Annotated in this window: 13 protein-coding genes; 11 read left to right on the top strand and 2 right to left on the bottom strand. The window is 70.6% G+C overall.

The features are described 5' to 3' along the window. Positions 1-109 precede the first annotated feature (109 nt). The 11 genes from trmFO to GTZ93_RS37320 all read left to right on the top strand — a co-directional run bounded on the left by trmFO (position 110) and on the right by GTZ93_RS37320 (position 14,214). Positions 110-1,474 carry a methylenetetrahydrofolate--tRNA-(uracil(54)-C(5))-methyltransferase (FADH(2)-oxidizing) TrmFO gene (trmFO, locus tag GTZ93_RS37370; protein ID WP_120575588.1) on the top strand — a complete coding sequence of 455 codons (1,365 nt, stop codon included), beginning with the start codon at positions 110-112 and terminating at the stop codon, positions 1,472-1,474. Further along, on the top strand, positions 1,471-3,090 hold the full coding sequence (locus GTZ93_RS37365) for a PD40 domain-containing protein (protein WP_139920116.1): 1,620 nt from the start codon (positions 1,471-1,473) through the stop codon (positions 3,088-3,090). Before trmFO ends, GTZ93_RS37365 begins: the two co-directional genes overlap by 4 nt. A gap of 103 nt (positions 3,091-3,193) precedes the next feature. Next, positions 3,194-5,464: a kinesin gene (locus GTZ93_RS37360; protein ID WP_139920118.1), complete on the top strand. Its 2,271-nt coding sequence runs from the start codon at positions 3,194-3,196 to the stop codon at positions 5,462-5,464. 64 nt (positions 5,465-5,528) lie between these two features. Beyond that, entirely contained in the window at positions 5,529-6,431 is a 903-nt protein-coding gene (locus tag GTZ93_RS37355) for a tyrosine recombinase XerC (RefSeq protein ID WP_120575591.1), read from the top strand. Between the two features lie 24 nt (positions 6,432-6,455). Next, entirely contained in the window at positions 6,456-6,845 is a 390-nt protein-coding gene (locus GTZ93_RS37350; RefSeq protein ID WP_254360687.1) for a DUF1801 domain-containing protein, read from the top strand. An 81-nt stretch (positions 6,846-6,926) separates the two neighbouring features. Further along, complete coding sequence (hslV, locus tag GTZ93_RS37345; RefSeq protein ID WP_120575592.1) at positions 6,927-7,454, top strand: ATP-dependent protease subunit HslV; 528 nt, start codon at positions 6,927-6,929, stop codon at positions 7,452-7,454. 12 nt (positions 7,455-7,466) lie between these two features. After that, positions 7,467-8,864, top strand: a complete 1,398-nt coding sequence (hslU, locus tag GTZ93_RS37340) for an ATP-dependent protease ATPase subunit HslU (RefSeq protein ID WP_120575593.1) — start codon at positions 7,467-7,469, stop codon at positions 8,862-8,864. 59 nt (positions 8,865-8,923) lie between these two features. Beyond that, positions 8,924-10,150 (top strand): aspartate aminotransferase family protein, encoded by a 1,227-nt coding sequence (locus GTZ93_RS37335; RefSeq protein ID WP_139920121.1) that lies wholly within the window; start codon positions 8,924-8,926, stop codon positions 10,148-10,150. A 92-nt stretch (positions 10,151-10,242) separates the two neighbouring features. After that, a complete protein-coding gene (locus tag GTZ93_RS37330) occupies positions 10,243-11,568 on the top strand; it encodes a tetratricopeptide repeat protein (protein WP_161663292.1) in 1,326 nt (441 codons plus the stop codon). Positions 11,569-11,586: 18 nt separating this feature from the next. Then, on the top strand, positions 11,587-13,434 hold the full coding sequence (gene dnaK / locus GTZ93_RS37325; protein ID WP_139917395.1) for a molecular chaperone DnaK: 1,848 nt from the start codon (positions 11,587-11,589) through the stop codon (positions 13,432-13,434). A 3-nt stretch (positions 13,435-13,437) separates the two neighbouring features. Continuing rightward, positions 13,438-14,214 (top strand): tetratricopeptide repeat protein, encoded by a 777-nt coding sequence (locus tag GTZ93_RS37320; protein WP_121753095.1) that lies wholly within the window; start codon positions 13,438-13,440, stop codon positions 14,212-14,214. An 18-nt stretch (positions 14,215-14,232) separates the two neighbouring features. Here the strand turns inward: GTZ93_RS37320 and GTZ93_RS37315 are convergent, their stop codons facing one another. Continuing rightward, positions 14,233-14,715: an FAS1-like dehydratase domain-containing protein gene (locus tag GTZ93_RS37315; RefSeq protein ID WP_120575598.1), complete on the bottom strand. Its 483-nt coding sequence runs from the start codon at positions 14,713-14,715 to the stop codon at positions 14,233-14,235. A gap of 2 nt (positions 14,716-14,717) precedes the next feature. Continuing rightward, on the bottom strand, positions 14,718-15,113 hold the full coding sequence (locus GTZ93_RS37310) for a MaoC family dehydratase (protein WP_120596265.1): 396 nt from the start codon (positions 15,111-15,113) through the stop codon (positions 14,718-14,720). Positions 15,114-15,197: the final 84 nt, after the last annotated feature.

The raw sequence follows: 15,197 nt of genomic DNA, 5'->3' as shown, positions 1-15,197 counted from the left end.
CCGTTCCGCACGCATGGTGGGACGTGGGGCAGGCGGGCGAACGTGAAAGGGAGTGGCCTCTCTGCTAACAGGGCCCTTTGGGCCCCGGTGCGGGGGCCCGGAGGCATGCATGTCGGACGCGAAGCAGCAGCGGGTGACGGTGATTGGTGGCGGCCTGGCGGGGACGGAGTGCGCGTATCAGCTGGCGCGGCGTGGCGTGCCGGTGGTGCTGCGCGAGATGAAGCCGCACAAGCGCTCCCCGGCGCACAAGTCGGACACGCTCGCGGAGCTGGTGTGCAGCAACTCGCTGCGCTCGGACAACCCGGAGAGCGCCATTGGCCTGCTGCACGCGGAGCTGCGCGCGCTGGGTTCGCTGGTGCTCTCCAGCGCGGACCTGCACCGCGTGCCCGCGGGCGACGCGCTGGCGGTGGAGCGCGAGGGCTTCTCGCGGGAGATCACCACCCGGCTGGTGTCCGGCGCGGGCGTGGAGATTGTCGGCGGCGAGGTGGAGAGGCTTCCGGAGGACGGCGTGGTGGTGGTGGCCACGGGGCCGCTGACGTCGGAGGCGCTCACGGTGGACCTGGAGCGCCACGTGGGCACGAAGCTCTACTTCTACGACTCCATCGCGCCCATCCTGTCGGGGGACTCCATCGACATGGACATCGCGTTCCGCCAGAGCCGCTACGGCAAGGGCGGCGGGGATGACTACCTCAACCTCCCCATGACGAAGGACGAGTACTACCGCTTCGTGAACGAGGTGAAGGCGGGCCAGAAGGTGGTGCCGCACAGCTTCGAGGAACCGAAGTACTTTGAAGGGTGTCTGCCCATCGAGGTGATGGCGGAGCGAGGCGACGAAACGCTGGCCTACGGGCCCATGAAGCCCGTGGGCTTGAAGGACCCTCGCACGGGGACGGACCCGTACGCGGTGGTGCAGTTGCGCATGGAGGACCGGGCGGGCACGGCGTGGAACATGGTGGGCTTCCAGACGCGTCTGACCTGGGGTGAACAGAAGCGCATCTTCAGCACGTGCATCCCGGGTCTCCAGAATGCGGAGTTCCTGCGGATGGGGCAGATCCACCGCAACACGTTCATCGACTCGCCCCGCCTCTTGGCGGAGGACCTGTCGTTGAAGACGGAGCGGCGGGTGTTCTTCGCGGGACAGGTGACGGGCGTGGAGGGCTACGTGGAGAGCGCGGCGTGCGGCTACATGGTGGCGCTGGCGGTGCACGCGCGGCTGACGGGCACCGCGTTCGTGCCGCCCCCGGCCACGACGGCGCTGGGGTCGCTGTACCGGCACCTCACCGGGGAAGCGCACCCGCCGGATCACCCGCACCAGCCCACCAACGTCATCTACGGCCTGTTCCCGCCGCTGTCCGGGCGGATGAAGAAGGCGGACAAGCGCGCGGCCTACTCGGCGCGGGCGAAGCAGGACCTGGCGGCCTGGCTGCCACTCGCGGGCGTTGTCGCCCAGACGGAAGGACAGACGAGCGCATGATGCGAACCGGGATGGTGGGCCTGTTGGCCCTGCTGGCGGTGTCGGGGTGCAAGAAGGGCGAGGACAACGCCGCGCCCTCCCAGCGCAGCGCCGCGCAGGGGGACACGGTCCGCAGCGCGGCGAAGGGCACCGCGGTGGTGGGCGGGCAGGGGCAGTTGCTCGCGGCGGGACGCGCGGCGGATCTGCGCCTGTCTCCGGACGGGCAGTTCGCCACGTTCCTGCTCAACGGGCAGAAGCCCCGGCTGGACGGCATTCCGCCGCAGATGCTGGTGGGCTCGCTGCACGTCGTGCCGACGGCGGGCGGGAAGTCGCGCGCGCTGGGCGACGGCGTGACGAACGTGCCGGGCAGCCTGCTGTTCTCCCAGGACTCGAAGCACCTGCTGTACGTGACGGGCTACAACCCGGCCTCGCAGTCCGGCGAGTTGAACGTGCTGTCGCTCACGGACGCGGGCGCGGAGCCGGTGAAGCTGGGCACGGCGGTGAGCTACCTGCTGCCGTCCCCGGACGGCGTGAGCGTGGCCTTCGTGGACGCGGGCACGCTGAAGCTGGGCAAGCTGCCGCAGGGGCCGTTCCAGGACGTGGCGGGCGAGGTGAGCACCGCGCAGTTCACCCCGGACGGCAAGACGCTGCTCTTCAAGCGCCGGCTGTCAGCGGCGGGCGGGCTGGCGGCGGTGACGGTGGGCTCCACGGAAGCGCCGCGCAAGCTGGCGGATCAGGTGGGCGACTACCAGGTGTCCTCCGACGGCAAGCACGTGGCCTACCAGGTGCGCAGCGAGGCCGTGCGCGGGATGTATGACCTGTTCCTCGCGGACGTGCCCGCGCTGAAGGGCACGAAGCTGGCCACGGGGACGAAGGCGTTCGGCTTCTCGCCGGATGGCCAGTGGCTGGCGCGCACGGAGAACGGCAAGCCGGAGCAGCTGGGCGACCTGCACGTGGGCCCGGCGTCCGGAGGCGCGGGGCGCAAGGTGGGTGAGGCGGTGGAGGAGATGGCGTTCGCGCCGGACTCCAAGGCGGTGGCCTTCCTGGAGAAGTATGATCAGCCGTCGCGCGCGGGCGCCCTGGGCGTGGCGTCGCTGCCGGACGGCGCGCCCAAGCGCGTGGGGGACCGGGTGCCCAACTTCGTGTGGGGCTCGGACAGCCGCTACGTGGCGTTCCTGTCGCGCTTCGTGAAGCCGGTGTTCTCCGTGGACCTGATGCTGTACGCGCTGGGCCAGGAGAAGGCGGAGAAGGTGCAGCCGGGCGTGTTCGGCTACGGCTTCGCGCCGAACAACAGCGCGGTGGTGTTCCGCACCAACTGCATCCGCAACGGCCGCGCGTGCGACTTCAAGGCCGTGGACCTGAACGAGAAGCAGGCCGAGGCGAAGACGTGGATGCAGGGCATCTTCAGCTACAAGATCTCCGAGGACGGGGCTCGCGTGCTCGCGACGTACGCGCGCATGGACGCGGACACCTACGACGTGGCCGTCTACGACGTGAAGTCGGGGGCGCGGAAGACGCTCGACCAGGGCGTGCAGGTGCCCGTGTACTTCGCGGGCAAGGATGACGCGCGAGCCGTCTACATCATCGGCCAGGGGCAGAATCCCGGCGTCTACAGCGCCGTCGCCACCGCGCAGTAGCGGGTGACCCAGGGCAGGGAGGCCGCCGGGGCCTTCCTGCCTGGGCGCGACCTGATGTTGAGGCGTGCACACCCGGACAGGGTGTGCTGTCTTCTCGCGCCGAATGGCACAGCTCGTCTATCGCCGCTATGGCGGCTCGCTCCAGGTCGACATCCCCGATTTCAACACCCTCACCGAGGCGGTGAGGATCCCCGCGACGCAATGGATGGCGCTCGCGTGCCCCATGGAGGGCATCGCGTGTGATCCGCGCTTCCTCACGCTGATGGACGCGGACGGCAACCGCCGCATCCGCGTGGAGGAACTGCGCGGCGCGGTGGACTGGACGGCGGCGCGGCTGACGGATCGCAAGGGCGCGGACGCGGGCAGCGACGTGCTGGAGCTTTCGGCGCTCTCCGATACGGCATCCAACCTCAAGGGCGCGGCGGAGCTGGTGCTGCGCACGCTCAACGCGCCGGACACCACGCGCCTGTCGCTGGAGCAGCTGCGCACCAGTGACAAGGCGCTGCGCGACGCGGGCAAGAACGGCGACGGCCTCATCGCGCCGGTGTCGCTGCCGGAGCGACTGCGGCCCCTGGCCCAGTCCATCATCGCGGCGTTCCCGCAGGTGACGAACCGCGCGGGCCTGGCGGGCGTGGACGTGGGCCTGGTGAAGCGCTTCCGGGACGAGCGCACGGCCCTGCTCGCGCACCTGGGCGGCCGGGATGCCGTGTTCACCTGGGGCACGGCGAGCCTGGAGCAGGCGAAGCGGGTGCATGACGTGGCGCCGCTGCTGGATGGCTACTTCGTGCAGTGCCGGCTGGTGGCCGCGCAGCCGGAGGCCGCCGCCAGCCTGCGCCTGCGCGCGGACCGGGTGGAGGGTGCGCTGGGTGACCTGGGCGCCATGGGCAAGGCCGCGAACGAGCTGCCCATCGCGCCGCCAGACCCGAGTGGCGTGCTGGTGTGGGCGCGGCTGTACCGCGGCGCCGGCTACGAGAAGCTGGAGGCCTTCCACCAGGAGGTGGCGACGCCGCTGCTGGGCGACGGCGTGAAGCTGACGGACACGGCCTGGCGCGAGCTGTCCTCGAAGGCGGAGGCCATCCTCGGCTGGCAGGCGAAGCGCGACGCGAGCCCCCTGCACGCGGTGGCGGACACGCTGGGCACGGTGTCGGATGAGGAACTGGACGCGCTGGAGGCGGTGAGCCGCGAGGACCTGTCGCTCAAGCCCACGCTGGACGTCATCGCGGAGCTGGAGCGGTTGGTGCTGTACCAGCGCTGGCTGCTGCAGTTCGCCAACAACTTCATCAGCATGCCCAACCTGTACCTGCCCAAGCGGCGGGCGCTGATGGAGCGGGGCACGCTCATCCTGGCGGGGCGCAAGTACACGCTGTCCGTGCTGGTGACGGACCGCGCGGCGCACGCGGCGCTGACGGGGCAGGGGACCACCTGCATCCTCTACGTGAAGGTGCTGCCCCGCGACGCGACGGACGGCTACGAGGTGGCGGTGCCCGTCACCGCCGGCCGCAGCACGGAGCTCGTCGTGGGCAAGCGCGGCGTGTTCTACGACGTGGACGGCAAGGAGAGCGACGCCATCGTCACGCAGGTCATCCGCCAGCCCGTGTCGCTCTGGGAGTCGATGACCATGCCGTTCATGCGCATTGGCGCGTTCATCACCAGCAAGGTGGAGGGGCTGGCCGCGTCCGGGGAGAAGGACTTCGATTCATCGCTGGAGTCCGGCTACAAGCAGACGGTGACCGCGCCTCCACCCACGGCGGCTCCAGCCCCGGCGGCCGCTGCGCCCGCGGCGGCTCCCTCGGGAGGCGGCATCGCGGGGGTGCTCGCGGCGGGCGGCATCGCGTTCGCGGCGCTGGGCTCTTCGCTGGCGTTCATCCTCACGCAGGTGAAGTCGCTCACGCTGGTGGACGTCATCACCGCGGCGACCATCCTGGCCATCGTGGTGATGGCGCCCGCGGGACTGCTCGGGTGGCTGAAGCTGCGCCGGCGCAACCTGGCGTTGCTGCTGGAGGGCTCCGGCTGGGCGCTCAACGACCGGCTGATGCTCACGCGCGGCGTGGCGACGCTCATCACCCGCAAGCCTAAGTTGCCCAAGGGGGCGCGCGTGGACCACGCGGACCTGGTGCGCGGGGCGCTGCGCCACACGCAGGACGACGACGAGACCGAGAGCATGTCGGTGGGGGCCCGCATCGGGCTCACGCTGGTCATCCTCTTCGTGCTGGGCTGGCAGGTGCGCGTGCCCGTCACGGAGTGGCTGTGCACGTACCACTGGCTGTCCGAGGACGCCTGCCGCGTGCTCTTGCCCAAGCTGGTGCCCACCGAGCTGCCGGCGGGGGCCATTCCCGTGGTGCCAGTCGCCCCCGCTCCGGCGCCCGCGAAGTAGGGCGGGGCTCGCGGACCGACACGAATCTTGCGAGGCTCGGGGAGGCCCCTAGGCTTCCCCGACCATGTCGACCCTGTCCCCGCTGCTGGAGCAGTTCAAGGTCCACCTCGAAGGCGAGAAGGGCGCGTCCCCTCACACGGTGCGCAACTACCTCATCGACCTGGTGGACTATGAGCGCTACCTCGTGGAGCGGATGAAGCTGTCGCTGCTCGCGGGCACGCACGCGGCCATCCGCGGCTACCTGGGCACGCTCGCGGTGGACCACGCTCCGTCGAGCCGCGCGCGGCGGCTGGCCAGCATCAAGTCGTTCTACAAGTACCTGGTGCGCCAGAAGCTGCTGTCCGCCAGCCCCGCGAAGCTGGTGAAGAGCCCCAAGCTGCCGAAGTCGCTGCCCAAGGTGCTGCCGGTGGAGGAGGTGTTCGCCATCCTCGACATGCCGGACGTGAAGACGGTGCTGGGGCTTCGCGACAAGGCCATCCTGGAGATGCTCTACGGCGGCGGCCTGCGCATCAGCGAGCTGTGCGGCCTGGACCTGCTGGGCGTGGAGCGCAGCAGCCGCATCGTCCGGGTGATGGGCAAGGGCAGCAAGGAGCGGCTGGTGCCGCTCAACGCGAAGGCCATCCGGTCCCTGGAGGCCTACCTCGCGCGGCGCGGCGAGCTGCTGGCCGAGGTGCGCGAGGGCCAGGATCCGGATGCGCTCTTCCTCAACTTCAAGGGCGGCCGGCTGACGGCTCGGAGCATCGCGAGGCACCTGGACGCGTACGTCCTCAAGCTGGCCCTGGCGCGCAAGGTGAGCCCGCACGCGATGCGCCACTCGTTCGCCACGCACCTCTTGGGCGGTGGCGCGGACATCCGCAGCATCCAGGAGTTGCTGGGCCACGCGAGCCTGTCCACCACGCAGAAGTACACCCACGTGACCTTCGAACAGCTGCAAGAGGTCTACGACTCCGCGCACCCACGCGCGTGACGCAGCGGAAGGAAGGAGCCGGAGATGGCGAACCGGGGCGGCGAAGTCGAACAGTTCATGGCGGAGCTCGAGCACCCGCTGAAAGCTGAGATCGAAGCCGTGCGCGCGGCCATCCTGGCCTCCGACGCCAGCATCACCGAGCGCATCAAGTGGAAGGCCCCCAGCTTCGTCCACTCGGGTGATGACCGCGTGACGTTCCGCCTGGCCCCCAAGGGCATCTTCCAGGTCATCCTCCACCGGGGCGCGAAGGTGAAGGACGCGGCGGGCTTCGCCTTCGAGGACGGCTCCGGGCTGGTGGAGTGGCTGGCGAAGGACCGGGGCGTGGTGACGCTTCCGGACGCGAAGACGGTGAAAGCGAAGAAGGCCGCCCTGATTAAGCTCGTGGGCCGCTGGATGAAAGCGACCGCGACCTGAGCGCCTTGCGCAGGGTGAGGGAGCGGACAGCCGCGCGGTTTTTGTGGGTAGGGGCCGGGTGGTCTTGTTAAACCTCCGGTCATGTTCCACGGAACCACCATCCTCTGCGTCCGTCGCGACGGGAAGGTCGTCATCGCGGGCGACGGCCAGGTCAGCCTCGACAAGACCATCATGAAGAACACGGCGCGCAAGGTGCGCAAGCTCGGCGAGGGGCAGGTGCTCGCCGGCTTCGCGGGCAGCACCGCGGACGCCTTCACCCTCTTCGAGCGCTTCGAGGCCAAGCTCAAGGAACACCAGAAGAACCTGGCCCGCGCCTGCGTGGAGCTGGGCAAGGACTGGCGCACCGACCGCTTCCTCCGCCGCCTGGAAGCGCTGCTCATCGTCGCGGACAAGGAGAAGACCTTCATCCTGTCCGGCGCCGGCGACGTCATTGAACCGGACCACGGCATCGCCGCCGTGGGCAGCGGGGGGCACTACGCCCTGGCCGCCGCGCGCGCCCTCCAGGCGCACTCGCCGCTGTCCGCCCGCGACATCTGCACGCAGGCCATGGCCATCGCCGCGGACATCTGCGTCTACACCAACGCCAACGTCACCTACGAAGAGCTCTGAGAGGACCGCCCCGTGGCCGAGTCGCGCAAGTTGTCCGCCTTCACGCCTCGCGAGGTCGTCAGCGAGCTGGACCGTTACATCGTCGGGCAGAACGACGCCAAGCGCGCCGTCGCCATCGCGCTGCGCAACAGGTGGCGCCGCCAGCAGGTGACGGACGACCTGCGGGATGAAATCTACCCGAAGAACATCATCATGATCGGCCCCACCGGCGTGGGGAAGACGGAGATCGCCCGCCGCCTGGCGAAGCTGTCCCAGGCCCCCTTCGTCAAGGTGGAGGCCAGCAAGTTCACCGAAGTGGGCTACGTGGGCCGCGACGTCGAGTCGATGATCCGCGACCTCGTCGAGGCCGCCATCGCGCTGGTCCGTGAGGAGGAGACGGAGAAGGTCAAGCCGCGCGCGGAGGAGCTGGCGGAGGACCGGCTGATGGAGCTCATCAAGAACGGCGGGCAGACGCGCACGCCGTCCTCTCCGCCGTTCGGATTCTCGCCTCCTCCGACCCCCGCGCCCTCGCCGCTGGGCGAGAACGAGCGGGAGAAGCTGCGCGCCCAGCTGCGCGCCGGCACGCTGGATGATCAGACCGTGGAGGTGGAGACGAACGAGAGCTCCCCCACGTTCATGCGCAACTTCAGCGGCCAGGGCATGGAGGAGATCGGCGTCAACCTCCAGGACCTGTTCAAGAACATGCCGGGCATGAAGAACACCCGGAAGCGCAAGCTGCGCGTGCCGGAGGCGCTCCAGGTGCTGCGCGCGGAAGAGGCGCAGAAGCTGGTAGATCCGGACCGCGTCCAGCGCGAGGCCGTGGCGCGCGCCGAGTCCAGCGGCATCGTCTTCATCGACGAAATCGACAAGATCGCCAGCCGAGAGGGCGGCAAGGGCGGCGGGGGCCCGGACGTCTCGCGCGAGGGCGTGCAGCGCGACATCCTTCCCATCGTGGAGGGCTCGGCCGTCAACACCAAGTACGGCCAGGTGAAGACGGACCACATGCTCTTCATCGCCGCGGGCGCCTTCCACGTCTCCAAGCCGGCGGACCTCATCCCGGAGCTCCAGGGCCGCTTCCCCATCCGCGTGGAGCTGGAGCCGCTGTCCGGCGACGACCTGGTGCGAATTCTTCGCGAGCCGAAGAACTCGCTCTTGCGCCAGTACACCGCGCTGCTCGCCACGGAGGGCGTGCGGCTGTCCTTCACGGACGACGCGGTGGCGGAGCTCGCCCGCATCGCCCAGCAGGCCAACGAGCGCACGCAGAACATCGGCGCCCGGCGGCTGCACACCGTGCTGGAGCGCTTGCTGGACGACGTGTCGTTCACCGCCAGCGAAATGGGACCTCGCGATTTCCAGGTAGACGCCGCTTATGTGCGCGAGCGCCTGGCCGCCATCGTCCAGGACGAGGACTTGTCGCGCTACATCCTCTAGCGCGCTAGGGTCCGCCGCGTCGCCACACCGCGTCGTCAGGAAGAGAGAGGTACACCCCCTTGCAAACGCCGCCGTCCCCCGCATCCGCCCCTGGTAACGAGAACCTCATCCAGAAGGCGAAGCAGCACCTGCTGCAGAACTACAAGCAGCAACCCATTGCCCTGGTGCGCGGGCAGGGGACGCGGGTGTGGGACGCGGATGGCAAGGCGTACCTGGATTGCATTGGCGGCATCGCCGTATGCGCCCTGGGCCACTGCCACCCGGAGGTGGTCGCGGCGGCCAAGGCGCAGCTGGACACGCTGTGGCACGTCTCCAACGTCTTCTACTCGCAGCCGCAGATTGACCTGGCCGCGCAGCTCACCGAGTGGGCGGGCCTGCCGCGCGCGTTCTTCTGCAACTCCGGCGCGGAGGCCAACGAGGCCCTCATCAAGTTGACCCGCAAGGTGATGAAGGACCGGGGACAGCCCGAGCGCTTCGAGATCCTCACCTTCGAGAAGAGCTTCCACGGCCGCACGCTGGCCACCGTCACCGCCACCGGCCAGCCGAAGTACCACGCCGGCTTCGAGCCGCTGCCCCAGGGCTTCCGGCACCTGCCGTTCGGCGACCTGGAGGCGGTGCGCCGCGCCGTGGGGCCGTCCACCGCCGCCATCCTGGTGGAGCCCATCCAGGGCGAGGGCGGCGTGCGCATGGCGCCCCCCGGTTACTTCCAGGGCCTGCGCGCCCTCTGTGACGAGAAGGGCCTGCTCCTGCTCGTGGACGAGGTCCAGACGGGCATGGGCCGCACGGGCCAGCCCTTCGGCTTCATGCACCACGGCATCCGGCCGGACGCCATCAGCATCGCCAAGGCGCTGGGCAACGGGCTGCCCATGGGCGCCATGCTCTGCCGCGAGGAGCTGGCGGTCAGCCTCTCCGCGGGCACCCACGGCTCCACCTTCGGCGGCAACCTGGTGTCCGCCGCCGCGGGCAACGTGGTGCTGCGCCTGATGCGTCAGCCCGGATTCCTGGAAGAGGTGCAGGCCAAGGGGGAGCACTTCCTCGCTGGCGCACGCGCGCTCCAGGCCGCGCTGCCGGAAGGCCGCATCAAGGCCGTGCGCGGGCAGGGGCTGCTCTTGGGCGTGGAGCTGGACCGGGAGGTCGCCCCCGTCATCGCGAAGCTGCGCGATGACGGGCTGCTGGTGAACTCCGCCGGGGACGTGACGCTCCGGTTCGCCCCGCCCCTCATCATCACCCGGAACGAACTGGACGAAGCGCTGGGCATCCTCCAGCGTGTCCTCTCCACGCTGTAGAAGGGGGAGCGGTTTGGCGGTGCCGGGAGGTTTGACGCCCTGCTTCCCGGACACCTACACTTGGGGATTCGCCAGCCTGCGGAACTGACACCTTGAGCGCGCCCATCCCCATCGTCGGCCTGGGGGGCAGGACCGACCACATCGCCACGGTGCCCCACCTGGACCCGGCCCGTCTCCAGCTCAGCCCCGAGGAGGGCTCCGTGCTGGCATTGGTGGGCCGCGTCGAACGCATCGACGCCGTGCTGTCCCGCTCCTCGCTGGGCGAGGCACGCACCATCGCCGTGCTGCTGGCGCTGCGCGCCAAGGGGGCCATCGTGCCCGCCCGGGTGGTGCAGCGCGCCCCGTCCGCTGCCCCGGCGGTGGATGCCTCCATGGCGGAGGAGGTGGACCTGGATCCCGACCAGAAGCGAGACATCATCGAGATGGAGCGCTCGCTGGAGCGGATGGACCACCACGCGGTGCTGGGCGTGGCCCGGGGCGCGAGTCCCCAGGAGGTGAAGCAGGCGTATTACAACGCGTCCCGCCGCTTCCACCCGGACCGCTACTTCGGCAAGAACCTGGGCAGCTTCCGCGCCCGGCTGGAGCGCATCTTCAAGCGCCTCACGGACGCCCACAACGCCCTCAGCCGCCAGGAGCCGACGCGCGCCCCCGACGCGCCCCCGGCCCCGGCCGCTCGCGTCCCGACGACGCCTCCGCCGGCCGCCGCGCCCCCGCGGACGGTGTCCGGCAGCAACTTCGCGGCGATGATGCCCCCCTCCGTTTCGGGGGCGCGCCCGCCCTCGGGGTCGTTCGCCACGGTGCCGCCTCCCGCCGCCTCGCCCCCGGACGACGCGGAGTCCGAGGCCCGCCGCGCCGAGCGCCAGGCCCGCTTCGCTCGCCACCCGTACATGGCGCGCAGCCACAAGCTCACGGAGCTCATCGCCCGGGGCAGGGCGGCCACCGCGCGCGGGGACTTCGAGCGGGCCTACCAGGACTTCAACCACGTGCTGGGCCTGGACCCGAAGAACCGCGAGGTCGCGCAGCTGCTGGTGGAGGCGCGCCGCAAGCACGACCTGACGCGCGCGCAGGCGGAGGTGGAGCGCGGCCAGGAGCTGGAGATGCGCGGCGACTTCGCCGGGGCACAGGCGGCCTACCGGCTGGCCGTGTCGCTCAACGGGGACAACCCGGAGGCGGCCTTCCAGGCGGCGCGCGTGGGCCGGGAGCTGGCGCAGGACGCGCAAGAGGTGATGAAGCTCGCGCAGCGCGCGGTGGAGCTGAAGCCGGGGCGCGCGGACTACCAGCTGCTGCTGGCCCACGTGCTCCTGGTGGCGGGGCAGAAGAAGCAGGCCAAGCACCACTTCGAGGAGGTCGTGCGCCTGGACCCCGACAACGCCGACGCTCGCGCCGCCCTCAAGAAGCTGCGCTGGACGTTCACGTGATGAGGTGCATGCGTCCCCATGGCTGCTGAGCCCGAACCGCTGATTGGCATCGACCTGGGGACGACGAACAGCCTCGTCGCCACGGTGCAGGACGGTCAGCCCCTCATCATCAAGAACCGCACCGGCCAGCCCCTCACGCCGTCCGTGGTGGCGGTGTCGAAGAACGGCAAGCGCCTGGTGGGTGGCATCGCCAAGCGCCAGGCCATCACCAATCCGCAGGAGACGGTGTCCGCGGCCAAGCGCCTCATCGGCCGCAAGTACTCCTCGCACCCGGTGCAGGACGCGCTGCGCGCGCTCACGTACCAGGTGGTGTGCGGCGCGCACGACGATGTGCGCATCCGGCTGGCGGGCCGCGACCTCGCCGTGCCGGAGGTCAGCGCCATGATTCTCGCGGAGCTGAAGGCGGACGCGGAGGCGCACTTCGGCCGGCCCGTCACCCAGGCCGTCATCACCGTGCCGGCCTACTTCAACGACGGGCAGCGCCAGGCCACCAAGGACGCGGGCCGCATCGCGGGGCTGGACGTCCTGCGCATCATCAACGAGCCCACCGCGGCGGCGCTGGCCTACGGCTTCGGCCGCACGGTGAACGGGAAGATCGCCGTGCTGGACGTGGGCGGCGGCACCTTCGACGTGTCGGTGCTGGAGATCAACAACGGCATCTTCGACGTGGTGGCCACCGGCGGTGACACCTTCCTCGGCGGCGAGGACTGGGACCACCGCATCATCGAGTGGATGGTGTTCGGCTTCGCCAAGGAACACGGCATCGACCTGCGCAAGGACCGCATGGCGCTGCAGCGGCTGAAGGACGCCGCGGAGAAGGCGAAGGTGGAGCTGTCGTCGGTGAAGGAGGCGCAGGTGCACCTGCCCTTCATCTGCACGCCGCCGGGCGGAGGCGCCGCGCTGCACCTCCAGTCCACGCTCACCCGCGAGAAGCTGGAGGAACTCACGGCGGACCTGGGCGAGCGCCTGGTGGGCATCACGTCGGAAGTGCTGGGCGAGGCGAAGGTGCGCCCCTCCGACCTGAAGGAGGTCATCCTCGTGGGGGGCATGTCGCGCATGCCCCGCATCGTGGAGCAGGTGCGCCAGTACTTCCGCCGCGAGCCCTGCAAGGGCGTGCACGCGGAGGAGGTGGTGGCCCTGGGCGCCGCCATCCAGGCGCACGCGCTGGTGGGCCAGCAGAGCGAACTGCTGCTGCTGGACGTCACGCCGCAGAGCATGGGCGTGGCCATCGCCGGCGGCTACGTGCGGCGGCTGATTCCGCGCAACACCACCGTGCCCACGTCCGCCACGGAGGTGTTCGCCACCTCCAAGGACTTCCAGCGCACGGTGAAGATCATGGTGCTCCAGGGCGAGCACGAGCTCGCGCACCACAACGAGCTGTTGGGCGAGTTCCTCCTCACCGGCCTGCGCGAGGCGCCGCGCGGACAGGTGGAGATTGAGGTGACGTTCGACATCAACGCGGAGGGCATCGTGTCCGTGTCCGCGCGCGACCGCGATACGGGCCTGCGCCAGTCCATCACCGTCACCGCCTCCAGCGGCCTGACGGAGGACGAGCTGCGCCGCATCATGGACGAGCAGCGCGACTGGCTGGTGGCGGCGCGCAACACCGAGGAGCTGAAGGCCAAGCGCGTGGAGCTGGAGATCCTGGCGCGCGACCTGGTGGACGCGCTCTCTCGCGTGCGGCTCATGCCCGGGGCCGGAGGCCTGTCGCCGGATGTCGTCGCCCGCGCGGAGGCCGCCCTGGATTCCGCGCGTCAGGCGCGCGGCGCGGAGGACGTGGGCGCGCTCACCCGGGCCTGCGAGGCCCTGGCCCAGAGCCTGCCGCTGTTGCGCTCGGCGGGCTCGCGCGGAACGCCGGGGAGGTAGGCGATGAACGCGCTCCGCGCCAAGGCGCTGGTCGAAGCCGGGTTGCTGCTGCGACTGAGTGGCGACATGGCCGGCGCGGAGAAGCTGTTCACCCGGGCCCTGGAGCTGGACCCGGGCAACGCGCGCGCGCGCCGGCTGCTGGGGCGGGACGGCCCGGTGGATCACGGCGGGGACACCGGCTGGAACCTGACGGGCCCGGATCAGGAGGCGGACTGGGGCGTCTGGGCCGGTCCCTCCGAGCCCGGCCCTGTGCAAGCCCCCTTGCGTGAATCCGTGAGCCTGCCCGAGGGCACGGGCGTGCGCGGCGACGCGTTGGACCTCATCGCGGAGGCGCACCGCACGCAGGAGTTCGGGCTGCCGGACACCTTCACGCCGGCGGGCGGGCTGCCGGAGGGCTCGGAGGTGGAGAGCCTGCTGCGGGGCGCGGAGGACCTGCTGGCGCTGGATGACCACTCCGGCGCGGTGGAACTCCTGCGCCGGGCCCAGTTCCTGGCGCCGGAGAACCCGCGCGTGGAGGCGCTGCGCGACCGCAGCGAGCGCATCCTGGTGGCCATGCTGGAGGCGCGGCTGGGAGATTTGCACCGCATGCCGCGCGTGCGGTTGCAGCCGGACGACATCATCTGGCTCAACCTGGACCACCGCGCGGGCTTCGTGCTGGCGCAGATTGACGGCGCGGTGAGCTTCGACGACCTCTTCGCGCTGTCCGGCATGTCGCGCCTGGACACCGCGCGCATCCTCGCGCAGCTGCTCGACGAGGGCATCATCGCCCCCGGCGAGTAGGCGCACGCGGTTTCTGCTTCACCCGGGGCGGATGACGGCCGTCCACACGCCGCGCACCACGGGCTCGCCCTTCGCGTTGCGCGTCTCCGTGGTGACGACGAGGAAGTCCATCCCGGCCTTGCGGTACAGCTCCGTGATTTCGCCCGTGGTGGTGAGCACGTCCCCAGGGCGCATCACGCCCAGGAACTCCAGCTCCTGCTCCCCGTGCACCAGGCGCACGCGGTCCACGCCCAGCTCCGGATCCGCGATGGCGGCGCTGAAGGGGCGGATGGCGAACACCACCGCGAAGCTGGGGAAGGCGATGACGTCGCCGTACGGGCCCGCCTGGGCCGCCTCCTGCGAGTAGAGCAGGGGGCTCACCTGCGCCGGGGGCTCGCCGAAGGTGCCCGCGGAGGGCACGGAGCCGCCGAGGATGAGGGAGAACTCGCGCAGCTTCTCCCGGCCAATCTCATAGGTGAAGGGGCCGTACGCACGGCCGACGAACTTGGGGTCCAGGGCCATGGCTATCCGAGCGAGGTTTCGACGACGGCGCCCCGGAGGACGGGCTCGCCGCGCTGGTTGGTGGCGGTGACTTCCGTGGTGAGCCGGCCGTCCGCGACGGCGGTGACGCGGCCCTGGAAGGTGACGGTGTCCTCCGGCAGCACCGGCCGGGAGAAGCGCACCCTCACCCGGCGCACCAGCCCCGGGTCTCCCACGAAGACGGCCACCGCCTCCACTGCCCAGCCCAGCGTGCAGAGCCCCTGGAGGATGACGCCGTTGAAGCCGGCCTGCCTGCCCACCTCCGGGTCGATGTGGATGGGGTTGTAGTCCCCGGAAGCGCCCGCGTAATACACCGGCCGCAGCCGGTCGCACTGGCGGACGTGCGTGAAGGTGTCTCCCACCTGGAACGTGCGTGCCATGAGGCGCGCGAGCCTACCGCATCCCTTTGTCCGTGGATGCCCACGGGAAATGAAGAAGGGGCGGCCCCCACTCGCGTGAGGACC

The organism is Corallococcus exiguus (assembly GCF_009909105.1).
Lineage (GTDB): Bacteria > Myxococcota > Myxococcia > Myxococcales > Myxococcaceae > Corallococcus > Corallococcus exiguus.
Note: the sequence above shows the minus strand (reverse complement) of the source record. Positions and strands in the feature narration are given on the sequence as shown.